The following is a 24,850-nucleotide window of genomic DNA, read 5'->3' as shown; positions in this document are numbered from 1 at the left end:
AGTGAACCGTTTTAATTTTCATACATTTATTGTATCAGAAGAAACATTGGACAGTCGATTAGAATGAATTTTAGTACAGTACTTCTACTGAACGAGCAATTAACATCATTTCTACTAACTTATTATCCATATGCTTATTATTGGATATCGTAGAAACTTTTACACCACCGCTACTAGCAATCAGTTCGAATTGCCCTTCATCATGTTCCAGTACCATTGTAAATCCAAAAGCACCATCTAGTTCAACTGGTTGCTCTTTTACTATTTTTTTCGTTGAATTATTTTTCAATAAGTCATAGTGAAGCTGACTATCTTCTTTTTCATTAACATTCACAAATAAAATATATTTATCTTTTCCTTTTGATAGTATGTAATTGTTTTCATCAACTGTTTCTTTTATGCTATATCCTGATGGCAAGTATAACTCGATTTGTCCAATCTTTTTATTTGGTTCTCTTGGCGATTCTTCAAATACTGTTTGTGCACTAGCTACACCTATATTGATTTGCTCTTCTACGGATTTTCCACAACCGGCTAATCCAAGCAACGATATACAGCTAATGGTTAATAGTAACCATTTTTTCATTTTTCATTTCACTTCCTTTACCCATACTACATTTTAGTAGGATATCGAATAGAGTGCAATCTTAAAGTCTAATTTTAGAATAATAGATAAAAAATAGGAAAATTTAATCATTATTTCTCCTTTTTTGTAAAAAGATATTGTCCAATCAATAATGTAACGATATGTTCAAACATTTCCTTACGATCAACCAAATTCGCTGTTAATACGCCAATTGCTCCTTTATGATGGCGCGTATCTTTTTCATTCGTATACTCATCCATAACAGGACCTAACTCTTTTCCCGCGCGTAGTTTTTTTGCAATTTCTTCAGGCAACATAAATTGTGCTCCAGCTGCAGTTAAAACTTGACCATTTTTTAATGCCAATGCACCCCAATTGCAACAATACATGATTCCATCTATTTCACGAACTCCGCCTTCAAGACCAAAATTCAATTCTGCCCCCGTTGCTTCTAACGTATTTAAAGCACGGTTAATAGCGCCTTGTCGGGTTTCTTCATCAGAAAATGGTTGAGATGAAACATTTGAAGGAACATCCACTTCTAGAAATTCAATATCATCAAAATATGTATTCACTACGTTTTGCACCGCTTTTACTTTTGCACGGTTATGTGTTCCAATTGCTACTTTCATGTTGCACCCTCATTTCTCTTTACTTTATTATGTTCTAGTTATTTCATAGAAATTCATTACATTGTTTTTACAGGTATGTTACAGAAACAACAAACTGTGGATTTTCGCTACATGGGGAAGCGAAAGGACAGGAACACCGCCGCCTTTCGCTCATATCAACAAATAGAAATTCATTTGGACAAATTCCCCAATTATATAGAACATCAAGATTCTTTTTAAGGATTTTGAAGAATTGTATCAACAGTCGTACGATCTAATGCTCGAATTAGCTTAACTAATAGTTCTTTCGCAGCTAAATAATCGTCAACATGAATTATGGATGCAGATGTATGAATATAGCGAGAACAAATGCCAATAACCGCACTTGGAATGCCGCCGTTCATCGTATGAACTTTTCCAGCATCTGTACCACCATGTGATACAAAATATTGATATGGAATTTGGTTGGATTCTGCAGTGTCTAATATAAATTCTCGCAATGTGCGATGAGTTACCATCGTCGGGTCGTATATTCTCAATAATACGCCTTTACCTAACTGGCCGAATTCCTTTTCACTTGTCATATCATTTGCAGCAGAGGCATCTAATGCAAAAAATAAATCAGGTTGAATCATGTAAGAGGATACTTGTGCACCTCGTAGTCCTACTTCTTCCATGACATTGGCACCAGAATAAAGATGATTCACCATTTTTTCATCTTTTAATTCCTTTAAAAGTTCGATGGCTAGTCCGCAACCATATCGATTATCCCAAGCCTTTGCCATTATTTTTTTCGGATTGGCCATTACGGTAAATGGACAAACTGGTAAAATGGATTGTCCAGGACGTATCCCCATGTTAATGGCATCTTCTTTACTGTCAGCTCCGACATCAATGAGCATATCTTTTATATCCGTTGGTTTCTTACGTTGTTCTTCTGTCAATAAATGAGGTGGAGTAGATGCAATCACTCCGGGTATTTCTCGTTCATTTGTATAAATTATCACTCGCTGTGCAAGCAATACTTGACTATTCCAGCCTCCTAACGTTTGAAAGCGAATCATTCCACGGTCGGTAATGCTCGTTACCATAAAAGCTACCTCATCCATATGACCCGCTACTAAAATTTTGGGCGCATCCTTTTCTTCCGACTTGCGCAAGCCAAAAATTCCACCTAAATTATCTTGTACAATTTCGTCTGCATATTTTTCGAGTTCTAAACGCATAAATGCTCGCACTGAATGCTCATTTCCAGGTGCCCCTGGAAGTTCCGTCAATGTTTTAAATAATTGTAAAGTCTCTTCATTCATTCGGAACACTCCCTCATTATTTACTCGTTCTATTTTAACATAATCAATTGAAAACGTTGGAAATTAAGAAAGGTTTGTTCTAAACGAAAAGATTTATTTAATTGGATCCTTAAAAAAGGGAAATCTAAGTTATTTATAGAAAAGAGTATATATTCGATTTATCCTGCTTTCAGAAGACTGAAAAAATGATTTCATGATAAAATGGAAATTAGGAGGGAAAAGTTAATGAATTTACGTGATTTTATGTTAGGTGTAACAACCGGTTTAGCTGCGGCAGTCATTATAAAAGAAGCTTCAGAACGTATACAACCGTTTATGAATGCAAATCAAGTATTGGAAAATATTAAAGATGAATTTAGAAAAGAAAGCCCTATCGATGGTTCATGGATTTATATGAAGCCTGAAAATTATCATAACGGGGTTATGACAATCCCTGTTTATCGAGGCGGTATTTCAAGAGTATTAGATGGTGAAGTGGAAAACTTTGAATTTGCAGCGGATGCTCGTTCAGGAGTAATCGTTGAACTAAAGAAAGCATAAACAATGCTTTAAAATAAAAAAGATGGGATGCCCCATCTTTTTTATTTAAAATTGAATTTTCGCTTCTTTACTTCTTTTCAATGAATCAATTATGTCTTTCCCTGATTCATCCCACTGTACCATACGATAATACGCATCGTGATAAAAAATAAATTTATATCCATTCGTATAAGCTTCTTTTAATAGCTTCTCTTTAGCAAAAATGCTTGTCATTGGATAATCATCATATGCCATTACCCATAGAGGGTTTTGATGGGCATGAGTTGGCATAATGTCCGCCATATGAATTAACGATTCGCCTTTTTGCTTCAATTTCACAATGGCATGTCCGTCACTATGGCCGCCTGTATGAATCATTTCAATTCCTGGTGCAACTTCAATAAAGTCAGTAAAAGTAACAACTTGGTCTTGAATCGGCTCCCAATTTTCCGCCCAGTACGTTGCTTTTGAACGAATATTCGGATTGCGCATTTCATCCCATTCAATTTGGGAAACATAAATTTTGGCTTTTGGGAAAGTGGAAACCAATTCGCCCCCTTCATATTTCGTCAATCCACTGGCATGATCAAAGTGCATATGGGTCATCAAGATTCCATCAATATCCTCAACTGTCAAACCTAATTTTTGTAAGCTCTCTTCAATATTTGACTGTTCCGTTACACCATAGTTGCGGATTTGCTTTTCATTTAATTTATTTCCAATTCCGCTGTCAATCATATAATTTTTTCCATTATATTGAATGAGAATTGGTTCACAGGCTAGTTCGATTTGATTTTTTTCGTTTACTGGGTATTTTCTTGACCATAGTGGTTTTGGAACAACCCCAAACATGGCACCCCCGTCTAGTGACGTTACGCCACCATCTAACCATGTCAATGTCATATCGTGAAACTGTAATTTGTCCATCCATTTCTCCCCCTAAAATATGAAAATGTCTATGAAATCAATTGAAACTTCAATTGGAATTTATCAAAAAATGGTGAGGGAAGTTTCAATAGATTATCAAAATGATTTCTTTACAAACTGAGCTTCTAATCGATAAATCGGCTGACCTAAAGAAGAAAACTTTTCTTCATACTCAGTTCGTATATTATCTTCTGGTTCATTTGCATGTAAATCTAAAGAAACATCTTTCAACTTCATGCCATATTGGGACATTGATACCAATGAATATTCAAAAAGCCCTCGGTTATCTGTTTTAAAGTGGATTTCACCTTCATCTATCAAAATCGACTCATAGATTTTCAAAAACTTTTCATGAGTCAATCTACGTTTTGCATGCCGTTTCTTTGGCCAAGGATCAGAGAAATTCAAGTAAAGGCGATGTACCTCATTTTTTTGAAAAATTTTCTCCAATTCTTCAGCGTTCACTCTCAATAATCGCAAATTGGGAGGCGAACCTGCTTCCAACGCTTTTTGTAATGCTTTTACAATAACTTTATCAAATAATTCGATTCCAATATAATTAATTTCTGGATTGGCTTGAGCCATGCCAACAATAAATTGCCCTCTTCCAGAACCGACTTCAATATGCAGCGGACGATCATTTCCAAAAAGCTCATTCCACTTCCCTTTATATTCTTCGGGATTCGGAATCACCATTTCAGGATGTTGTTGAATAAATTCTCGCGCCCATGGTTTATTACGTAATCTCACTTTATACCCTACTTTCTATGTGTTTCATTCATTTTACGTATGCAAACGATGTTTTTTTAAAATAACTGTTTTCTATTTATAGAATAAATTATTATGTAACAATTACAACCGTTCATAAAGAAATTAATTTTTCCAGGAATGGAGATACTCTTATTTATTACATTTTCTTCTTTATGTATATCAACGAATAAGTAGTTGTTTATTTTACTGCTCCAAATTTTGAGGATTCAATATATCGCGGCTATGTGAAGTTGTCTCCACATTATTCAAAATCGCATGTGCCGCTTGTAATTGCACTTTTTTCAAAGGAGATGGAGAATATTTTAATTGCTGTAACCACGTTGTATATCCACGCTTATCAATGATTTGAACGTTAAAAGGCGTCAGCGAATAATCAAAATAGCCATTCCGTGATAGCAATATTTTTCGAATCGGGAAATCTACCTGATGCTTATTAAATAGTTGTGACACAATTGTTTCCATTCGATTTAATTGAATGAACGGATTCAACATTTTCTCACTTCTTTTTCCTACTTTTTTCGTCCAGAATCGTTCTCCGTCACCAACATATACAGCAGACTCTTCTTCTTCAACAAGCGTGATACATAAACATTCAGTCGGCGTTAAGATGATGACATCCAGTTCTATCGGCGCTTTTTTTATTTTAATAATAGGATAGTAAAATACTAAATAATTATCAGGCAAACGCTGGAGAAGTGTTCTTAAAAAACTGTCTCTAAAAAAACGAGGATCGACATATGATTTTTCTAATAGCGTTGAACTCGCCCATTTTATTTGAAAATGGAAAAATTGATCAAGAAACATACGTTTTAAGTCTTCAATACTATCTGGATGATAAACGATATGTGGCTCAAAGTACAAAGTGGACTCTTCATCAACTTCTCCTTCTTCATCCGACATCGCTTCATGGGAGATATCAACAGATTCCATATCCTCTTGTTCTTTTATTCGCTTTTGATTGAACCATTTTTTTATAAAGGAGAAGCGGTTCAGTTGTTCATCTTCTTCAATATGTTCCCAAGATAATGGTTCTTCTCCAGTTAGCCATTGTTGTTTTACCTTTTCCCATTGGGTTCTTTTTAATCTGACATATTGTGTTGGATATCTTGTTAAATCAATTTGATATCTCGAAATATAATCCTGTAGTTTTATCAGTTGAGCCAATGAAAACACTCTCCTACATACTCTCTCGAATTCATTTTACATGACTACTTTAAAAATTCATAGTAACGCTCACATTTAAAAATGAAAAAAGTACCCTCAAAGTATGAGGATACTTTTGTTTTAGTGGTTTAAAAGCAAAACTAAACTATTCTCAATTCAGATTATATATGAAGCGGTTTTGGAATTTTTGTTTCAAATTGTTTTTGTAATTTACGAGTCCATTCTCCAACTTTTCCATCTCGAATCAACTTACCATCTATTTCAATAACCGGCGTAATTTCAGAAGTTGTACTTGTTACAAATAATTCATCCATTTTCAATGCTTCATGAGTTGTAAATGGAATTTCTTTTACAGGCATATTAATTTCATTTGCACAAGCTATGACAACGTCGCGAGTGATTCCTTTTAAAATCATATTGTTTGCAGGATGCGTATACAATATACCATCTTTTATTCCAAATACATTTGAAGAAGAGCCTTCTGTTACTGTATTATTTCGATGTAGAATCGCTTCATAGCAGCCTTTTTCATGAGCTTCTTGTTTTGCTAATACTGCACCAAGCAAGTTCAATGATTTAATATCACATCGTAACCAACGGATATCTTCCACAAAGGTAGCTTTTACACCTTTTTCAAGATTTTCTAATGGTCGTGGATTTTCTTTCGTATAACCGATGATTACTGGTTTTACAGTATTCTCAGGGAATTGATGCGCACGAGGCGAAGTTCCGCGAGTAACTTGAAAATAAATATGCCCAGTGTTTAATTCATTTTTTTCCACTAATTCATGTAGCAATTGATGAAATTTATCCTTTGTATATGGAATCGTAATTCGTATTTTTTCAGCTGATGCATATAATCGGTCTATATGTTCTTTTACAGTAAACATTTCACCGTTATATACTTTCACAACTTCATATACGCCATCACCGAATTGATAACCGCGATCTTCTTTATCAATTTTGACTTCTTCATCTTTCACAATTTGGTCATTCCATAAAGTGTATCCCATTTTCCCACATCCTTCATTTTTTCGCTGCTAATTCAATAATTGCTTCTGCATATATTGCAGCAGACTTCACTAAGTTGTCAATGACAACATACTCATCTTTTTGATGAGCCACATCAGGTTCTCCAGGAAATAAACTGCCGAATGCCACCCCTTTTTTCAACACTCTTGCATAAGTTCCGCCACCGGTTGATAGTGGTTTAGATTCATCGCCAGTATATCGTCGATAAACTTTTAATAATGTTTGAATCAATTCATCATCTTCAGGAATGTAATGAGGGCTTGAATTTGATATTACTGTTAAATTAAAAGGATATTTCGATAAACGCTCTGTGGCTTCTCGAATTTTTTCTTCATATGGATAAGTGACAGAATAACGCATGCTGACGAGTATATTTCCTCCTCTCTCTGAATCAAAAGAAACTACTCCAGCATTCAATGTTGTTGGTCCTGACATTTCGTCTATATAATCGAAACCTAGAGCTTTCCCATATACATCACTAAAAGCATCGACAATAAAAGAAACAAATGCTTTACTTGCGTCGGTTGATAAATGTTGTTTTAAAAATTTCGCAAGCATAACGGCAGCATTTATTCCTTTTTCTGGTTCCATTGCGTGGGCAGATTTTCCTGTTACCGCTATTATAACCTGTTCTCCCTCTCTAGTGAAGGTTGCTTCTTCATTAAATTGTTTAAAATATTCATAGAATTCTTTTTCAAAATCCGATGAAACATTTTTTACTATCGCTTTTGCAAAATCAGGAACCATATTATGTCGATCACCTGATTTAAAGGAAACGAGTTGCTCATTATGAGACAAAGGACTCGTTTGAGAAAACTGTATTACGGCAATTCCCTTTTCAGCATTGATGAGAGGAAAGTCTGCATCTGGAGCAAAACCTATATCAGGCATTTCTTCTTTTTTGAAGTAATGTTCAACACACCGGAATCCTGATTCTTCATCAGTGCCTATAATTAAGCGAACCCGTTTGGATAGTGGGATACCGGCATCTTTCACCATTTTCATAGCAAGATATGCCGCCATTGTCGGTCCTTTATCATCAATGGCACCACGGCCATACAACTTTCCGTCTTTTACGATCCCTTCAAATGGTGGATAAGTCCAATTATCACCAGCTGGAACAACATCTACATGACAAAGAATACCGAGAATTTCTTTTCCCTCTCCCATTTCAATGTGTCCTGCATAATGATCTACATTTTTCACTTTAAATCCTTCTTTTGAAGCTTTCGAAAGAAGCCACTCTAACGCTTTCTTAGGTCCATTTCCAAATGGTGCATCTTCTGTTTTATTCTCTTCATCCAATACACTTTTAATTCGAATAATTTGCTGCAATTCTTCAATCAATTCGTTTTTTCTTTGTTCTGCTAATGTCAAAAAGTTCATGTATTTCACCTCTTTGATTAATAATTAAGGAGTTTCAAAAAAATTAAAAAGGTATAAAACCCTTTATATTAACGTATTCTTTGAATAATAAAACACAAAAATTATCTTTATATCGTTTTGAATTGTGGAAAAATTAATAGTTTATTGCTATAATGATTCTGTCAAATGTATTTTTTGACAAAAAATTCTGAAAAGGGGATGTCTAGGACAGAAATTTAGACCTCTCATTCATTTGTTAGTCGTCCGCTGGTCTTTGCCATGTGAATTAAGATGAAGGAGTGGTTCATGAATATGAAACCCGCTACAAATAGAATGCTAACTCGCATTAAAGACGTGTACTTGTACATTCGGGAGAATGGAACAGTAACTACACAGGATTTAGTTGAAGAGTTTAACATCACTCCTCGCACCATTCAAAGAGATTTGAATGTGTTAGCCTTTAACAACTTGGTAGAAAGTCCAAGTAGAGGCAAATGGACAACGACGAAGAAAAAAGTAAAATTAACTTCATAGAGATAGAAATACAATATATGCTATATTTTATTGCATACAGAAAATTAACGAGTGACCTTACGTTGGGGTCACTCTTTTTTATTCACATACTCTCTTATTGATTTTATTTCTTCATCTGTTAGCTCACGATATTCCCCATATTTTAAATTAGAATCCAATGTTAAGTTCCCCATTGATAAACGTTTTAAAAATATTACTTTTTTATTGACAGCTTCAAACATCCTCTTTACTTGATGAAATTTACCTTCGTAGATCGTTAATTCGATTTCAGAAGTATCTCCGGACTTTAAAATAGTCAATTCTCCCGGTTTTGTAACCGAGCCATCATCCAACACGACTCCTTCTTTGAAGGCCAAAATATCTTCTTCCGTTACGACGCCATCAATTTTTGCATAGTAGGTTTTCGGCACATGTTTTTTCGGTGATAACAGCTGATGGGCTAAATTTCCATCATTCGTTAACAACAATAATCCTACAGTGTCTTTATCTAATCTACCAACGGGAAAAGGTTGATAGTGTCGATCGATTGGGCTTAATAAGTCAATCACGGTCTTTTCTCGAAGATCTTCCGTTGCCGAAATAACACCTTTTGGCTTATTCAACATTAAATAAATGAATTCTTTATAATCTAATTTTTCTCCGAGCACAAAGATTTCTTGACTCATTGGGTCTACGTGCATGGCAGGATCTTTCACAACTTTCCCATCAACCGTCACATGCTCTTTTTTCAACAACTGTTTTACTTCTTTTCGAGAGCCAAATCCAGAATTGGCGAGTATTTTATCTAAACGCATAATTTTCTACACCTACTTTAACCCGAATTTCCCTGCTATACGAGAAATTCGCTCTCCTAATAATTTTTGAGCTAACCCTGTTTTAAAGCTTATAAATGCATAAACATATACGCCAATCGCGACACAAATGGATACCACAATTAAACTGGTCAATTTACTATCAACTGGTCCAAATAACCATACTAGTCCTTTATGCGCCAACAACACGCAAGCAGCCATCACAGCTGTTAAAATAACAATGAGAAAAGTGCGTCTTAATACAATTTTCGATTGATAATTTAATACTTTCTTTAAAACGATGATGTTTATGGCAATCGAAACGGAATAACCAATTGCTGTCGAAAGAATTGCTCCATCCGCTTGCATTGCTTCAATAAGCGGCGTATTCAGCACTAACTTTATAAGAATACCTGTTAACAAACTGAAAACAATCCACTTTTGAAAGTCAATGCCTTGTAAAAGTGCGGATGTTACTTGGAATAAAGCGAATAAAATCGCTACTGGAGCATAGTGAGCAAGCACTTTCGCTCCCATTTCACTTTGAGCATACAAAAGGAAGTAAATTTCATGAGATAATAATGCAATTCCAATTACTGCAGGCAATGTGATGAAAAATAATATTTGATAAGACTTATCCATTGCCCCTTTCAATAATTGAAATTCACCACTGTTGAAATATTTTGCAATCGTTGGTACCAGTGCTAAAGATAAGCTAGTTGCTAGCATTACGGGAATAATAACTACTTTGTGAGTTGTAAAGTTAATCATACTTAAATATAGGTCAGATACTTCTGACATCCCAATATTTTTCATCGCATTATTAAATGTCAACATATCGACTAATTGGAAAAGAGGGTTGGCGATTCCGACGAAAATCATCGGTATGGAATAGCGTATCACTTCCATATAAATTTCAGTTAATTTAATGTCAGAGTTTCTGCTGCTTTGACTTCTAAGCTCATTCATTTGAGGTCGATATTTTTTCCAATAATAAAATAATACGAAAAGTCCTCCGATTGCTCCGATAAAGGCAGCAAATACTGATAATGCAATAGCTGTTTCAGCTTTCCCTTTTAAAAGGATCATCACAATGAATGAAGCACAAAGTAAGAATAAAATGCGCACAATTTGTTCCACTAGTTGTGAGTATGCTGTCGGCTCCATAATTCCATATCCTTGGAAAAAGCCACGCCACAAACTCATAAATGGAACGACAATTAAAGCAAAACTAACCCATCGAATCACTGATGCCACTTGTTCCACTGTGAAAACTTGCTCTTCACTTCGGATGACGATTTCTGCAATCGGTGATGCAAGTAAGTTTAATAATAAAAATGTCAAAAATCCTGTGATCATCATTGTGAGCAGTCCAGATTTTAACAACTTCCGTCCCGCTTCATAATCGCCAATCGTATTATACTTAGCTACAAACTTTGATACTGCAACTGGTGCGCCGGAAATGGCAACAGACAGCATGATGGTATATGGAATATAAGCATATTGGTAGAGGATGACGTTTTCTTCTCCGACAATTGCATAAAAAGGGAATACATAGATTAATCCAAGTACTTTCGATAAAAACATGCCGATTGTTAATATAGCTGTACCTTTCATTAAAGAGGACATCAAATTCATCCATTCTATAAAGGATTTTTTATAATCATCACATTCATTATTATGTATTTTTAACGTTTATGCAGTTTATTAGTTCTTTTTAATTCAAGTAAATAATCATGGTATATAATTTTACATCAAAAAATAAGCACTACCTCATATTCTTTTGAGATAGTCCTTTATCAGAAACTATAAAATCTATAACATTGAAAGAATCGCACCGGTTCCCCAGATACAGAGAAAACCGGTACGAAACAAACTCATGAACAATTCATTTTTATTTCTCATCAATAAAGAAACGCTTATACCACACAAGGAAAACATATACTGTCCAAATGTATCTTGCGCGATTTACTTTATTATGGTAATGCTCATCTAAATATTTCATTAATTGATTCGTATCAAAAAATTCCTTCGCATAATCAGATTGAAAGGCTTCTTTGACCATATTATAATACTTCTCTTCTCGAAGCCAATGGCGAATTGGAACAGGGAAACCGAGCTTTGGACGCTTTGCCCATTCTTCAGGAAGCTCTTTTAAAGCAGCAAGCCTTAATGCAAATTTTGTATCTTTTTCATTCACACGATAATTCGTAGGAATGTTTTTTGCTAATTCCATCACTTTTTTATCTAAAAACGGTACGCGCAGTTCCAAAGAATGAGCCATGCTCATCTTATCTGCTTTCAATAAAATATCTCCCGGCAACCAAAGATTTAAATCTAAATATTGCATTTTCGTTACGTCATCTTCATATGGTACTTCATCGTAAATCGGTTTTGTTATTGAATGAACACTAGGGCCAGTACGATAAGCTGGTTTTAATACGTTTAAGGCATCTTCTTCATCCCACACAACTGCTTCCCCAATGAAGCGTTCTTCGATTGTTTGTCCACCTTTTATTAAGAAGTTCGTATATTTATTTTTCGGAAGTTTCTTTGCAATAGCTCCAATGATTTTTCTTAAGCCGAACGGAATTTTTTCATAGGTTTCCATTCGCTTCGAAGGTTGGTACCATTCATAACCTCCGAAAATCTCGTCTGCTCCTTCCCCAGATAAAACAACCGTTACATCTTTACTCGCTAATTCACAAAGGAAATAAAGCGGTACCGATGAAGGGTTGGATTGTGGTTCATCCATATGCCATTGAATGGTAGGCAGTTTTTCAAATACATCATCAGCAGATACATATGTGCGTTTATTTTCGATATTGAGAATATCGGATAATTCTTTTGCATGATCCGTTTCGTTGAACATTTTTTCGTAATTTTTAAATCCAACAGAGAAAGATGTATTCGGGCGCAATAATGAAGTTACGTAACTGGAATCAATCCCTCCAGATAAAAAGGAACCAACTTTCACATCACTTATTTTGTGGGCCTCAACTGATTCTTTCACTGTTTTTTGGATTTCTTCAACATAATGTTCCAACGTGCCATCTTTCGCATGGTATTTTTTATCCCAATATTTTTCCATTTTTACGATTTTGCCCTCTTTAATGATCATGTAGTGGGCAGGTCGTAATTTATAAACTCCTTTAAAGAACGTTTCGTCCATAGATGAATATTGGAATGTTAAGTACGGACGTAAAGCATCTTTATTTAATTCTTTAATAAATGAAGGATGGGGCAAAAATGATTTAATTTCAGATCCGAAAATGAACGTATTATCTTTTGTATTTTTTGTATAATATAACGGCTTAATTCCAAAACCATCGCGGGCTATCATCATTTGATTGCGGTTTTTATCCCAAATACAAAAGGCAAACATACCGCGCAGTTGTTTTACAAACTCTTCACCATATTCCATGTAACTATAAATCAGCACTTCGCTGTCTGATTTCGTTTTAAATTGATAGCCTTTATTAATTAGCTCTTCCCGCAATTGTTGGAAATTATAAATTTCCCCGTTAAAAACCAAAACGATGCTTCCATCCTCACTATAGAGAGGCTGATTTGCTGCATCAGTTAAATCGATGATGCTTAGACGACGAAATCCTAGGGAAACTTTTTCATCAATATGTATGCCTCCGCTGTCTGGTCCACGATGTATAATTGTATCCATCATTTTTTCAATTGTTTGGTGATGGTCTATTTTCTCCGTTCCATGTATATATCCAATAAATCCACACATTACTTTTCGCCTCAACTTTCTGCATAACAAAATTATTTTATCAGAAATTGCTCCGTAATCATACCGAATTATGATTATAAAACGATTCTACTTAAGATTCAATGAATCTTCTCAATTGTACTAAACTCGACAAAGCTAGACAATTTCTAGATAATTTTTCTATATGGACTTGCTACTTATATTTTTTCCAAATGCTATTCCTTTTTACAATTCCAAAAGATTTATATTTTCATCCATCCAGCGTGTATAATATAAATTGAAAAAAATCTAAATGAAAGAGAGATTTTCCTATGTACGACTGTATTGTAATCGGAGGCGGTCCATCCGGTTTAATGGCAGCTATAGCGGCTGGTGAACAAAAGAAAAAAGTCTTGCTAATTGAAAAAGGAAATAAACTTGGAAAAAAACTTGCGATTTCTGGCGGCGGTCGCTGCAATGTTACCAACCGATTACCGGTTGAGGAAATCATTAAACATATACCGGGCAATGGTCGTTTTCTTTATAGCGCCTTTTCCATTTTTAATAACGAAGATATCATACAATTTTTTGAAAGATTAGGTGTACCGCTTAAGGAAGAGGATCACGGGCGCATGTTTCCTGTCTCCAACCGAGCACAAGATGTGGTTGATGCCTTGACGCGTGAATTAAACCGCTTGAACGTAGAAGTACGATTACAAACTTCTGTCAGCAAAATATTAATGGATGATGAAAAAGTTTTAGGGGTTCGTCTACAAGATGGTTCTGAAATTCGTTCAAAAACAGTAATCGTGGCAGTTGGCGGCAAAGCGGTTCCTCAAACTGGTTCGACTGGAGATGGATATCCTTGGGCAGAACGAGCAGGTCATACAGTTACAGAATTATTCCCGACAGAGGTGCCGATTATATCGAAGGAGCCTTTTATTCAATCTCGGGACTTGCAAGGTTTATCATTAAGAGATGTAGCGGTTTCCGTATTAAATAAAAAAGGAAAACCCATTATTACTCATCAAATGGACATGCTCTTTACTCACTTTGGGATAAGTGGACCAGCCATATTGCGGTGTAGCCAATTTGTTGTGAAAGAATTAAAGAAAAATAGTGGTGCACCTGTTCCAATTCGTATACAAACCTTAACCAACTATAATGAAGAAACTTGTTTCCAATACTTAAATCAACTTCTAAAAAAGGAACCGAAAAAATCGATAAAAAATTTATTAAAACCGTTAGCTCCTGAGAGATGGCTATTATTTTTACTTGAAAGAGCAAATATCGATGCTTCAAAATCTTGCGCAGAAATTTCACAAGAACATATACGAAAATTAGCTCATGAGCTTGTATCATTTACAATGGATGTCCATGGTACGCTGCCTTTAGAAAAAGCATTTGTTACTGGTGGTGGTGTGTCCATTAAGGAAATTGATCCTAAAACGATGGCCTCGAAGAAAAAGAAGGGATTATATTTTTGTGGTGAAATTTTAGATATTCATGGTTATACGGGAGGCTATAATATTACAAGTGCTCTTGTAACAGGACGTATTGCAGGAATGAATGCAGGAAAATAAATTTCATTGCTTCTGCCATGTCTTATCGAACAGGAGAGAATTTTTTACTTAATTCCCTTTTCGACATGGCAGAAGAATGAAATGAAAAATATGTTTATGCGTTTGTTTTCTCTTTATGGAATTCCCTTCCATCCGCAACTGCATCTACATATCCAGCACGGATGACGAAATCTCCTAAATACTCTCCTTCAAGCCGCTCATTTGCATAATGTTCAAAAATCGGCTTTAAAGTAGCTAATATTTCTTCTTCTCCTATATTTTCTTTATACAATTTAGCAAGTCGAGTACCTTGGAAACTTCCTCCTAAATGTAAATTGTATTTTCCAGGACCTTTTCCGATGAATCCAATTTCAGCCATAGCTGCTCTAGAACAACCATTCGGACAGCCAGACATCCGAATCACAATATCTTGATCAAATAAGCCGTATTCTTTTAAAATTGGTTCAATTTTTTGAATAAGGGTAGGTAAATACCGCTCAGACTCAGCCATCGCCAATCCGCAAGTTGGCAATGCAACACAAGCGATCGAATTTCTGCGTAGAGCTGAGTAATTGTCACTTTCCGTTAATTGATATTTTTCAATGATTTTATCAATGTTTTTTTTCGATCTTGGGCTTACATTGGCAATGACTAAATTTTGATTTCCTGTGAAGCGAAACTCACCTTTATGAATTTCAGCAATTTCTCGTAATGCGGTTTTTAATGGATAATTTTCAAAATCGCGGACACGGCCATTTTGAATAAATAATGTGAAATGATATTTACCATCTTCCCCTTTAACCCAACCATAACGATCGCCCGTGTGTTCAAAACGGAAGTCACGAGCTTCTTCAAATTCATATCCTAATCGTTTTTCGATTTCTTTCTTCACATTTTCTAAACCAAGTCGATCGATGGTGTATTTGAAGCGAGCATATTTACGTACTGAACGATTACCGTAGTCTCGCTGTACAGTCATAATTTTTTCACAAACATCAACGATTTTATCTTTCGAAACATATCCTATAATTCTCGCTAACTGAGGATAAGTGTTTGTATCCCCATGAGTCATTCCCATTCCTCCACCGATTGCCACATTGAAACCAACCAATTCATCATTTTCAACAATGGCAATTAAGCCGATATCTTGAGAAAAGACATCTACATCATTAGCAGGTGGAACAGCGATACCAATTTTAAATTTACGTGGTAAATAAAGAGCACCGTAAATAGGTTCTTGTTCCTCATGCGTATCTACAACTTTTTCATGATCTAACCAGATTTCATAATAAGCGTTTGTTCGAGGCAATAAATGTTGGCTGATTTTTGCTGCGTAATCAGATACTTCTTGATGCAGTTTAGATTGATAAGGATTTGCATTACACATGACGTTGCGATTTACGTCTCCACATGCAGCAATTGTATCAAGCAAAATACTATTTAACTCTTGTAAATGTTTTTTCATATTCCATTTTAAAATTCCATGGAATTGGATTGTTTGTCGTGTTGTAATTTTGATTGAACCGTTTCCATATTTATCAGCCAGTTCATCTAATTTTATCCATTGATTTGGTTTTGCAACTCCAGCTGGCATACGCAAACGCACCATAAATTGGTATGCCGGCTCTAATTTTTTACGTTCCCTTTCTACCCTTTGATCCCTGTCATCTTGCAAATAACTTCCATGGAATTTTAATAATCGATTATCCCAATCAGGAATACCGGATGTAACTTCATCTTGAAAAGATTCAGCCAATGTTCCACGCAAATAGTTACTTGCTTGCTTAATCTCCTCTACATCACTAGGTTTTCCCTCTTGGGGTGGTAACACAATTTTTTTTGTCACGTTTGCTTCCTCCTTTAGTAAACATCCCGCTGATAACGTTTTTGCTTACGCAATTCTTCTAAATATTCCAATGCATCCTCTTCCGACTTGTTGCCTTCCTGTTGAATAATTTGGAGCAATGTCTCTTGCACATCTTTTGCCATGTTTTTATCACCGCAGACGTAAACAGCTGCCCCTTTTTCTAACCATGCATACAATTCTTTTGCACGTTTAAGCATTTTATGTTGTACATATACTTTTTCTTCTTGGTCTCGGGAAAAAGCAATATCTAGCTTCGTCAACACTCCAGATTTAAGCCAGTTTAACCATTCCCTTTGATATAGGAAATCTGTTACGAAATGTTGTTCTCCAAAGAACAACCAATTTTCTCCACTAGCACCTCGCTCTTCTCGCTCTTGAATAAATGCTCGAAACGGAGCAACACCTGTTCCTGGACCAATCATAATGATAGGCGTATCATCATCTGGCAGTTTAAAGTTCGGATTTTTCTGAACATATACTTGCACTTGATCTCCCACTTCTAATTGATCGGCAACATATGTTGAGCAAACCCCCAGTCTTTCTCTACCATCTACTTCATAACGAACAACACCAATTGTGACATGGGCTTCTTCAGGATATGCTAATAAGCTGCTTGAAATGGAATATTGTCTAGCAGGAATTTTACGTAAACAGTTGATGAAATGTTGAGCATCCCATTTAAATGGTCCAAATTGTTCCACAACATCTAATAAGTCTCGACCATTTATAAATTGTTTTAAAGTTTCCTGATTTTCGATTAATGCATGGAAATCTTTATTTTCCGTATACTCTGCGATTTTCTTCATTAACGGTTTTGTTAAAAGTGTTATTTCAAATGTTTTTAATAGGGCTTCTTCAAGTGTAACGGCTATTCCATCCACATCGACTTTTGTGTTCGCCTCAAATCCTAATGCAGAAATTAAAGAGTTTACAAGATTTTGATTGTTAATCGGGATGATGGCTAAACAATCTCCAGGTTCAAAAGCAATTCCTGAGTTTTCAAGAGAAAGTTCCAAATGAATCGTTTCTTTATTGGAACCTTGACCATTTAAATTAATCTTTTCAATGATTTCTGCAACAAATGGATTTTTGCGTGAATATTTCGTCTCTTCTTGTAATACAGCCGCCGCTGCTTCTTGTTCAAAAGGAGTAAATTGTGTAAATTCACTATGCAATTTTTCCTTTACCGCTTCAAACCATTTTTGTGCTTGTTCTGCATAATCAACATCACAATCAACCCGTTCCACTAGTCGTTTTGCCCCTAGTTTTTCTAGCTGAATATCAAAATCTTTACCAGTTTGACAGAAATATTCATAGCTAGAGTCGCCTAACGAAAGAACAGCGTATTGTACATGATTCAATTTTGGCGCTCGTTTTCCATGTAAAAAGCTGTGGAAAGCGATCGCATTATCTGGTGGCTCCCCTTCGCCGTGGGTACTTGCTACAATCAGTAAATATTGAACCTTTTTCAACGCATTCGTTTTATAATCACTCATTGATGAAACCGAAACTTCTAAACCTATCTGTTGAAGCTGGTCGCCAAACTTTTCTGCAAGTTTTTGTGCGTTTCCAGTTTGACTGGCATAAAGGATTGTCACATGTTTTTGAATTGGGGAAGATGCAACGGCTTGTTGAGTCATTTCTCTAGGAGCCTCTATAACGCCAATGTTCGCACTTGCAGTTAAATATCCAGTTAACCAAATTTTTTGTTGGAGAGTTAACGTTGCTAACACTTCATTTAACTGCTTTACTTGTTTTTCATTAAATGGACTATTGATGACTTCTAACACTCTGCACACCTCGATAAAATAAAATTATTTTTTTACTTCAATCGAATCTTTTCGTTTTTTTCGATTTGAATTATAAAATTATCTTGAACAATTAAAGTGATTGAACCATAATTCATTGTGCTAATCATTTTTTTAATGCTTTCCATTGCCTTCTCAAAATTTTGTTGTTTTTTATCCATTTCAATCACTCCCTACAAATGAATATAGTGATTCTTCAATTCTCTCAATAAAAACTTGACGCACATTGTCGTCATAACCTAAACATTCACACAACACCACTTGTTCTTTCGAAAATCCTTGTTTCGCTACCCTTTTCTCAATGCCTAATTTTAATAACCCTGTAAATAACAAATAAGGAATTATGAATACCCGATTTTTGCTGTCATTTAATTTCATTAATTTTTCGTCGAAGGATGGTCCGTTACCATACAAAAAGCAAATATCAACTTTTGCATATTCGTATGTTTGTTGAAGGAGTTTTGCAATTTCTCCTAGTTCCTTCTGTACACTTGGATCACTGCTTCCCCTCCCAATCAACAAAATCTCCGTTTTCTTTGGGTCTACTGGACTTTGTTCCATTACTCGGCTGTGTAAACTATGAATAAGCTTTTCATGAACGCCGAGAGGTTTTCCAATCGTAAAGGTAACAAAAGGATATCGTCTTTTTGCTTGTTCGATTTCAGATGGAATATCGATTTTTGCATGATTTGCAGAAAGCAATAATAGTGGGATTACTGTAATGCATGTTGCTCCTTTCGAAACACATTGCTCTATCCCTTTTAAAATCGATGGTTCTGCCAGTTCTAAAAAACAATATTCTTGAATGCCAACATCGATATAGGGTTTTACTGTTTCAATAAACTGAATCGCTTCTTTTACCCCCTCTTTTACTCGGCTACCATGAGCAACATACAACAATGCTTGCAATCTCATCTCTCCTGTTTACATAGTTTCGCGTAAAGTCGACTGACATTCTTCAAACCACGCAATCTTTTCACGCATGTTTACAACTTCTCCTACTATAATCATTGAAGGTTTTTGAATCTTCTCTTTGTTTGCGATTCTTACAATTGTTTCTAACGTACCCGTAACAACTCTTTGATGATCGGTAGTTCCCCATTCAATTAATGCTACAGGAGTAGTTGGATTTCGTTTATATTTCAACAATTGCTCTGTAATGTATGGCAAATTACCAATACCCATATAAATTGCTAACGTATCGACTGATTCTGCCAAACCTTTCCAATCAATACCTTCGTCTTTTCCCTCTCTCATATGACCAGTAATGATCGCAAAGCTCGAACCAAAATCTCTATGAGTTACAGGAATTCCAGCATATGCAGGAGCAGCAATACCAGAGGTAATGCCTGGCACAATTTCAAACGGAATGCCCGCTTCCCTCAAGACCTCTGCTTCTTCTGCCCCACGCCCAAATACGAAAGGGTCTCCTCCTTTCAACCTTGTAACAATTTTCCCTCTTTTTGCATGGTGTACAAGCAATTGGTTAATTCGCTCTTGTATGACATTATGTAATTTTGGTAACTTTCCGACAAAGATTAGTTCAGCGTTTTGTTTCGCATAAGAAAGCAACTCTTTTGATACAAGACGGTCGTACAAAATAACATCTGCTTGTTGAAGACATCTCAAACCTTTTACCGTTATTAAATCGACACTGCCAGGACCAGCCCCTACAATATATACTTTTCCCATTTTGTTCCCTCACGTTTTTCCTGAAATATACAATCAATGATGATCATGAATACTAAAAACCTTAAATTCTTATAAAACAACTAAGTTTTATGTTTTTTATATATTACGAAATACCCTATAGCTTTTCAATACTTTTTTCCAAATTAAGAATAATGGATTCATTTTTTTAAATCAGCCAAACCAATTACAACCCGATTTAAAAACTTACATTAACAAAAAGGCCATAATATCCCCTTGAACACAAGTACTCGTGTCTTTATGGTTCATCCGGAGAATATTACGGCCTCTAGTTTTCTAGTCAGCACTTTAATTCATAGTAATTTGGTATAAATAATAAGGTTAAAAACTTGATAAGTCAATAGAATTTTTATAATTCTATAAATTTAGTAAGAATTATTTACATAAAAATAACAATGACTCAAAAGATTTCTTACTTTTGAGCCATTGTTTTCAACAAATGCTTTTTATTTCACAACAATATTGACAAGTTTTCCTTGAATGGTAATCACTTTAACAATTTCTTTTCCTTCAACAAGTTCTTTCACTTTTTCATCTTCTTTTGCAATTTCTTCTAATTGTTCTTTTGATGCATCTTTCGCTACTTTCACTTTTGAGCGGACTTTCCCGTTAACTTGAACTACAATTTCAACTTCATCATCAACGAGTTTTGATTCATCATAAGTTGGCCAAGGTTCATATGTAATCGTACCCTCATGGCCTAAAATTGACCAAAGTTCTTCACCAATATGTGGTGCAATTGGAGAAAGCATTTTTACAAAGCCTTCTGCATACTCTTTTGGTACTACTTCAACTTTATAACATTCATTGATGAACACCATTAGTTGAGAAATTGCTGTATTGAAATGTAAGTGATCGTAGTCTTCAGTCACTTTCTTTACTGTTTGATGATAAACTTTTTCCAGCGTTTTATCATCGGACTCTTGAATTTTATTAGAAAGTGTCCCATCTTCGTTTACAAACAGTCTCCAAATTCGATCTAAGAAGCGTCTTGCTCCATCTAGCCCCTTCGTAGACCATGCAACAGAAGCATCTAGAGGACCCATGAACATTTCATAAAGTCTCAACGTGTCTGCACCATGGCTTCTCACAATGTCGTCAGGGTTTACAACGTTACCTCTTGATTTAGACATTTTTTCATTATTTTCTCCTAAAATCATTCCTTGGTTGAATAATTTTTGGAATGGTTCTTTCGTTGGAACAACGCCAATATCGTATAAGAATTTATGCCAGAAGCGAGCGTATAGCAAGTGAAGAACGGCATGTTCCGCCCCACCAATGTAAATATCTACTGGCAACCAGCGCTTTAAAAGCTCTTCATCTGCAAGTTTTTCTTTGTTATTTGGGTCGATATAGCGCAAGAAATACCAGCTGGATCCTGCCCATTGAGGCATTGTATTAGTTTCACGACGACCTTTCTTACCTGTTTTCGGATCTACGACATTTACCCAATCTTCAATATTTGCTAGTGGAGATTCTCCTGTACCACTTGGGCGAATATCATTTGTTTTAGGCAAGCGAAGAGGTAACTCTTCCTCAGGTACTGTTGTCATTGTGCCATCTTCCCAATGGATAATCGGAATTGGCTCGCCCCAATAACGTTGACGGCTAAATAACCAATCACGCAGACGATAAGATACTTTTCTTTCTCCTACGCCTTTTTCTTCCAACCACTCGATGGCTTTCTTAATTGCATCATCTTTTCCTAAACCATTTAGGAAATCGGAGTTGATATGTGGTCCATCTCCAGTAAACGCTTCTTCTTCAATATTTCCGCCTTCTAAAACAGGAATGATTGGTAAATTGAACTTTTTCGCAAATTCATAGTCACGTTCGTCATGTGCAGGAACCGCCATAATAGCACCTGTTCCATATGAAGAAAGCACATAGTCCGCAATCCAAATTGGAATAGCTTTTCCGTTAACAGGGTTAATGGCATATGCACCAGTAAATACACCTGTTTTTTCTTTTGCTAAATCTGTACGTTCTAAATCAGATTTAGACTGTACTTGTTCAATATAAGCATCCACTTGTTCTTTTTGTTCAGGAGTCGTAATTTCTTTTACTAAATCATGTTCCGGTGCAAGAACACAATATGTCGCTCCGAACAATGTGTCAGGACGTGTTGTGAACACACGGAATTGTTTGTCAGTACCTTGTACAGTAAATGTAACTTCAGCACCTTCTGAACGGCCAATCCAATTTCTTTGCATTTCTTTAATGCTTTCAGGCCAATCCAACTCATCTAAATCTTCCAATAAGCGGTCAGCGTATGCTGTAATTTTTAGCATCCACTGTTTCATTGGTTTACGTATTACCGGATGCCCTCCGCGTTCTGATTTACCATCAATAACTTCTTCATTGGCAAGCACAGTACCAAGAGCTGGACACCAGTTTACAGGTACCTCATCAATGTATGCTAATCCATGTTTATATAATTGAATAAAAATCCATTGTGTCCATTTATAATATTCTGGATCTGTTGTATTGATTTCCCGATCCCAGTCATATGAAAATCCTAATTCTTGAATTTGACGTTTGAAGTTCTCGATATTTTGTTGAGTGAACTCTGCAGGATCGTTACCTGTATCTAATGCATATTGCTCAGCAGGGAGTCCAAACGCATCCCATCCCATTGGATGAAGGACATCATAACCTTGCATGCGTTTATAACGAGATAATATATCTGTCGCTGTATAGCCTTCTGGGTGACCTACATGCAAACCTGATCCAGATGGATAAGGGAACATGTCCAATGCGTAAAATTTAGGTTTCGAATTATCGTTTAATGTTTTAAAGGTTTTATTTTGCGCCCAATACGTCTGCCATTTCTTCTCAATTTCTCGATGATTGTAACTCACGGGTACTTCCTCCTTGACCTAATTTATTGCAACCTTTTTTACTACATACGTGAAACAATAAATTGCCTATCCGTATATTATCCTAAAAGTGGTAGAATTAACGGAATTTTTAAAAAAATAAAAAAAACTCGCCCCAACCCAAAGAGAAGGGACGAGAGTATGTTACTCCCGCGGTACCACCCAAATTAGTGACACATGCACTCAGCTCATACCCTTAACGCGGTGAACGGTTTTAGCTACTACTTTTCACTAAAACAGACTCAAAGGCGAGTTCGATTTGTCTGCTTACTAGCTCCCACCAACCGCTAGCTCTCTGTTAAAGCGTCAAAATCTACTATTCCTTCTCCTAGTCGTACATATTTTCAATGAATTCATTTTAATGGAAATATAGAAATTATACAAGCCCTATGAATCACTAGCGTCGCATAAATGATGTCTGAATTTTCAGTTTTATTTTTTCTGGACTTTAGAGAAAAAACGAAAACGCCTAAGCGAGGGTAGTAAACATCCATTTTTTTACTATAACCTATGACTTGTGCAACAGCGACTGGCAAACCTTTATGGGACGCCGTTTCCTTCGATTTTTCGTAACCAAATGTGAGCGGATTTCCACAAAGAAGCCTTCAAATAGCGACTAATTTGTAAGTAACTGCGTTCGCTATTCGTGTTCAACTGAGCTAAAACATTCAGACAGTACACTATCATGGCTACGTACACTTGATTATGTACAGCTTGTTCACTGTGACCAAAAAACTTTTTAATGTTCAGATGTTGTTTCATCCATTTGAAAAAAAGTTCGATTGCCCAACGTGATTGGTAGATTTCTGCAATTTCATCTGCGTCAATGTCAAACCGATTTGTCAGTAAATGAAGCTCATTTCCTTTTGTATCATGCAATTTGAGTAAGCGAAACACGTTTTCAGAACGATTTTGTGGTGTTCCAATGACAACCATTTCATCAGAGAATACGGGTGAATCTTCTGGTAACGAAAAGGATTCTAACACTCGGACAACAGCGTTTTTACGCAAACGGGTCACAAAGAAATAGCCATCTTCCGTCATTTGATCAAAGCGCCCATAATCCAAGTAACCACGATCAAACACGTACATGCATTCTTTGTCATCCACGAATACTTCTAGTTGACCACGATCATGTTCGTTGGCATTCGTGAGTACGGCTTTATCTGGATAGGAGAGTCCTTTTTCCATAAAAACAAGTCGTAAGTGAAGCTTTACTCCTGATTTTGTTTTTCGAAACTCTGCCCACTTATGATTGGTCAAATTAAGCGGTAATGTACTCGAATCAATGATTTTCAAAGGCGTTGTCACTTTTCTTCTTGTTTGGAAATTGGTTTTCCGATGAATTTGTGCCACTAAATCGAGAAAAATCGTTTGAAAGAACTCAGTTGGGATGGTATTGATTCGTCTCCCTAACTGTGAAAAACTAATCGATTCCAATCCCGTTGCTCGTTGTAATTCTTCTAAAAAGACAGCGTCACTCAACGCCCGTAAACTCTCGGTTTCATGGAGTTGGGCATACAAAAGCAGTTTCATAAATGAAGCCATATAAAGCTTCTTGGTATAGTGATTTAATTGATGTGTTTTCACTAGGTCGTCAAATAATGGACGATTAATCGGTGAAAACCATTGTTCAAATGATGTTTTTCGTGTAAACTTATCCATAGTTTCGTCCTTTGTATTGGATTTGGATGGTTTACTACCACCC

At 35.8% G+C, this 24,850-nt stretch carries 21 protein-coding genes and 1 other annotated feature; of the genes, 3 read left to right on the top strand and 18 right to left on the bottom strand.

Features of this window, described 5'->3' with window-relative positions:
- Positions 1-70: 70 nt before the first annotated feature.
- The 3 genes from NSU17_RS13490 to NSU17_RS13480 form a co-directional block, all read right to left on the bottom strand.
- Positions 71-586 (bottom strand): hypothetical protein, encoded by a 516-nt coding sequence (locus NSU17_RS13490; RefSeq protein WP_340705248.1) that lies wholly within the window; start codon positions 584-586, stop codon positions 71-73.
- Positions 587-696: 110 nt separating this feature from the next.
- Positions 697-1,218, bottom strand: coding sequence for a DUF84 family protein (locus NSU17_RS13485; RefSeq protein ID WP_340705247.1), 522 nt, complete (start codon positions 1,216-1,218; stop codon positions 697-699).
- 215 nt (positions 1,219-1,433) lie between these two features.
- Entirely contained in the window at positions 1,434-2,507 is a 1,074-nt protein-coding gene (locus tag NSU17_RS13480) for a M42 family metallopeptidase (RefSeq protein WP_340705246.1), read from the bottom strand.
- Positions 2,508-2,732: 225 nt separating this feature from the next.
- On the opposite strand from NSU17_RS13480, the gene NSU17_RS13475 reads away from it, so the two are divergent.
- Positions 2,733-3,047, top strand: coding sequence for a hypothetical protein (locus NSU17_RS13475; RefSeq protein ID WP_016837067.1), 315 nt, complete (start codon positions 2,733-2,735; stop codon positions 3,045-3,047).
- Positions 3,048-3,092: 45 nt separating this feature from the next.
- Here the strand turns inward: NSU17_RS13475 and NSU17_RS13470 are convergent, their stop codons facing one another.
- The 5 genes from NSU17_RS13470 to pepV all read right to left on the bottom strand — a co-directional run bounded on the left by NSU17_RS13470 (position 3,093) and on the right by pepV (position 8,306).
- The gene (locus NSU17_RS13470) at positions 3,093-3,953 is read right to left on the bottom strand and encodes a YtnP family quorum-quenching lactonase (RefSeq protein WP_340705245.1); all 861 of its coding nucleotides are present in this window, start codon (positions 3,951-3,953) and stop codon (positions 3,093-3,095) included.
- A gap of 96 nt (positions 3,954-4,049) precedes the next feature.
- Positions 4,050-4,703 (bottom strand): tRNA (guanosine(46)-N7)-methyltransferase TrmB, encoded by a 654-nt coding sequence (gene trmB / locus NSU17_RS13465; protein ID WP_340705244.1) that lies wholly within the window; start codon positions 4,701-4,703, stop codon positions 4,050-4,052.
- Between the two features lie 204 nt (positions 4,704-4,907).
- Positions 4,908-5,888, bottom strand: coding sequence for a nuclease-related domain-containing protein (locus tag NSU17_RS13460; RefSeq protein WP_340705243.1), 981 nt, complete (start codon positions 5,886-5,888; stop codon positions 4,908-4,910).
- Positions 5,889-6,049: 161 nt separating this feature from the next.
- The gene (gene dat, locus NSU17_RS13455; RefSeq protein WP_340705242.1) at positions 6,050-6,901 is read right to left on the bottom strand and encodes a D-amino-acid transaminase; all 852 of its coding nucleotides are present in this window, start codon (positions 6,899-6,901) and stop codon (positions 6,050-6,052) included.
- Positions 6,902-6,914: 13 nt separating this feature from the next.
- The gene (gene pepV, locus NSU17_RS13450) at positions 6,915-8,306 is read right to left on the bottom strand and encodes a dipeptidase PepV (RefSeq protein ID WP_340705241.1); all 1,392 of its coding nucleotides are present in this window, start codon (positions 8,304-8,306) and stop codon (positions 6,915-6,917) included.
- 291 nt (positions 8,307-8,597) lie between these two features.
- Here pepV and NSU17_RS13445 point away from each other — a divergent pair, with 291 nt between their 5' ends.
- Entirely contained in the window at positions 8,598-8,819 is a 222-nt protein-coding gene (locus NSU17_RS13445; RefSeq protein WP_026018962.1) for a DeoR family transcriptional regulator, read from the top strand.
- A gap of 68 nt (positions 8,820-8,887) precedes the next feature.
- On the opposite strand, the gene NSU17_RS13440 is transcribed toward NSU17_RS13445, so the two are convergent.
- The 3 genes from NSU17_RS13440 to asnB all read right to left on the bottom strand — a co-directional run bounded on the left by NSU17_RS13440 (position 8,888) and on the right by asnB (position 13,358).
- The gene (locus tag NSU17_RS13440; protein WP_096551610.1) at positions 8,888-9,613 is read right to left on the bottom strand and encodes a pseudouridine synthase; all 726 of its coding nucleotides are present in this window, start codon (positions 9,611-9,613) and stop codon (positions 8,888-8,890) included.
- A 12-nt stretch (positions 9,614-9,625) separates the two neighbouring features.
- Positions 9,626-11,239, bottom strand: a complete 1,614-nt coding sequence (locus NSU17_RS13435) for a putative polysaccharide biosynthesis protein (RefSeq protein WP_340705240.1) — start codon at positions 11,237-11,239, stop codon at positions 9,626-9,628.
- Between the two features lie 265 nt (positions 11,240-11,504).
- Positions 11,505-13,358 (bottom strand): asparagine synthase (glutamine-hydrolyzing), encoded by a 1,854-nt coding sequence (asnB, locus tag NSU17_RS13430; protein WP_339288207.1) that lies wholly within the window; start codon positions 13,356-13,358, stop codon positions 11,505-11,507.
- Positions 13,359-13,648: 290 nt separating this feature from the next.
- On the opposite strand from asnB, the gene NSU17_RS13425 reads away from it, so the two are divergent.
- Complete coding sequence (locus NSU17_RS13425) at positions 13,649-14,899, top strand: BaiN/RdsA family NAD(P)/FAD-dependent oxidoreductase (RefSeq protein WP_340705239.1); 1,251 nt, start codon at positions 13,649-13,651, stop codon at positions 14,897-14,899.
- Positions 14,900-14,993: 94 nt separating this feature from the next.
- On the opposite strand, the gene cysI is transcribed toward NSU17_RS13425, so the two are convergent.
- The 7 genes from cysI to NSU17_RS13390 all read right to left on the bottom strand — a co-directional run bounded on the left by cysI (position 14,994) and on the right by NSU17_RS13390 (position 24,807).
- Positions 14,994-16,724 (bottom strand): assimilatory sulfite reductase (NADPH) hemoprotein subunit, encoded by a 1,731-nt coding sequence (gene cysI / locus NSU17_RS13420; protein WP_340705238.1) that lies wholly within the window; start codon positions 16,722-16,724, stop codon positions 14,994-14,996.
- 14 nt (positions 16,725-16,738) lie between these two features.
- Positions 16,739-18,535, bottom strand: a complete 1,797-nt coding sequence (locus NSU17_RS13415; protein WP_340705237.1) for an assimilatory sulfite reductase (NADPH) flavoprotein subunit — start codon at positions 18,533-18,535, stop codon at positions 16,739-16,741.
- 32 nt (positions 18,536-18,567) lie between these two features.
- Positions 18,568-18,681: a DUF2292 domain-containing protein gene (locus NSU17_RS13410; RefSeq protein ID WP_408056479.1), complete on the bottom strand. Its 114-nt coding sequence runs from the start codon at positions 18,679-18,681 to the stop codon at positions 18,568-18,570.
- A gap of 34 nt (positions 18,682-18,715) precedes the next feature.
- Positions 18,716-19,468, bottom strand: a complete 753-nt coding sequence (locus NSU17_RS13405) for a sirohydrochlorin chelatase (protein ID WP_340705236.1) — start codon at positions 19,466-19,468, stop codon at positions 18,716-18,718.
- Between the two features lie 9 nt (positions 19,469-19,477).
- Positions 19,478-20,245 carry a uroporphyrinogen-III C-methyltransferase gene (cobA, locus tag NSU17_RS13400; RefSeq protein WP_340705235.1) on the bottom strand — a complete coding sequence of 256 codons (768 nt, stop codon included), beginning with the start codon at positions 20,243-20,245 and terminating at the stop codon, positions 19,478-19,480.
- Positions 20,246-20,709: 464 nt separating this feature from the next.
- Positions 20,710-23,124: a leucine--tRNA ligase gene (leuS, locus tag NSU17_RS13395; protein WP_340705234.1), complete on the bottom strand. Its 2,415-nt coding sequence runs from the start codon at positions 23,122-23,124 to the stop codon at positions 20,710-20,712.
- Between the two features lie 144 nt (positions 23,125-23,268).
- Positions 23,269-23,481, bottom strand: a binding site (T-box leader).
- Between the two features lie 201 nt (positions 23,482-23,682).
- Positions 23,683-24,807, bottom strand: a complete 1,125-nt coding sequence (locus NSU17_RS13390; RefSeq protein WP_339287653.1) for an IS4 family transposase — start codon at positions 24,805-24,807, stop codon at positions 23,683-23,685.
- Positions 24,808-24,850: the final 43 nt, after the last annotated feature.

Origin of the sequence: Ureibacillus sp. FSL K6-2830 (assembly GCF_038004145.1) — a bacterium.
GTDB lineage: Bacteria > Bacillota > Bacilli > Bacillales_A > Planococcaceae > Ureibacillus > Ureibacillus thermosphaericus.
The sequence above is the reverse complement of the archived record's forward strand: the minus strand, read 5'-3'. Positions and strand labels throughout refer to the sequence as shown.

What these genes read in the sequence shown, in the direction of transcription:
- pepV (WP_340705241.1), bottom strand. Translation starts at nt 8,306, where the DNA reads ATGAACTTTTTGACATTAGCAGAACAAAGAAAAAACGAATTGATTGAA.
- NSU17_RS13410 (WP_408056479.1), bottom strand. Translation starts at nt 18,681, where the DNA reads ATGGAAAGCATTAAAAAAATGATTAGCACAATGAATTATGGTTCAATC.
- NSU17_RS13485 (WP_340705247.1), bottom strand. Translation starts at nt 1,218, where the DNA reads ATGAAAGTAGCAATTGGAACACATAACCGTGCAAAAGTAAAAGCGGTG.
- NSU17_RS13440 (WP_096551610.1), bottom strand. Translation starts at nt 9,613, where the DNA reads ATGCGTTTAGATAAAATACTCGCCAATTCTGGATTTGGCTCTCGAAAA.
- NSU17_RS13405 (WP_340705236.1), bottom strand. Translation starts at nt 19,468, where the DNA reads ATGAGATTGCAAGCATTGTTGTATGTTGCTCATGGTAGCCGAGTAAAA.
- NSU17_RS13445 (WP_026018962.1), top strand. Translation starts at nt 8,598, where the DNA reads ATGAAACCCGCTACAAATAGAATGCTAACTCGCATTAAAGACGTGTAC.
- NSU17_RS13470 (WP_340705245.1), bottom strand. Translation starts at nt 3,953, where the DNA reads ATGGACAAATTACAGTTTCACGATATGACATTGACATGGTTAGATGGT.
- NSU17_RS13390 (WP_339287653.1), bottom strand. Translation starts at nt 24,807, where the DNA reads ATGGATAAGTTTACACGAAAAACATCATTTGAACAATGGTTTTCACCG.
- NSU17_RS13480 (WP_340705246.1), bottom strand. Translation starts at nt 2,507, where the DNA reads ATGAATGAAGAGACTTTACAATTATTTAAAACATTGACGGAACTTCCA.
- dat (WP_340705242.1), bottom strand. Translation starts at nt 6,901, where the DNA reads ATGGGATACACTTTATGGAATGACCAAATTGTGAAAGATGAAGAAGTC.
- NSU17_RS13425 (WP_340705239.1), top strand. Translation starts at nt 13,649, where the DNA reads ATGTACGACTGTATTGTAATCGGAGGCGGTCCATCCGGTTTAATGGCA.
- NSU17_RS13490 (WP_340705248.1), bottom strand. Translation starts at nt 586, where the DNA reads ATGAAAAAATGGTTACTATTAACCATTAGCTGTATATCGTTGCTTGGA.
- asnB (WP_339288207.1), bottom strand. Translation starts at nt 13,358, where the DNA reads ATGTGTGGATTTATTGGATATATACATGGAACGGAGAAAATAGACCAT.
- cobA (WP_340705235.1), bottom strand. Translation starts at nt 20,245, where the DNA reads ATGGGAAAAGTATATATTGTAGGGGCTGGTCCTGGCAGTGTCGATTTA.
- NSU17_RS13435 (WP_340705240.1), bottom strand. Translation starts at nt 11,239, where the DNA reads ATGTCCTCTTTAATGAAAGGTACAGCTATATTAACAATCGGCATGTTT.
- NSU17_RS13475 (WP_016837067.1), top strand. Translation starts at nt 2,733, where the DNA reads ATGAATTTACGTGATTTTATGTTAGGTGTAACAACCGGTTTAGCTGCG.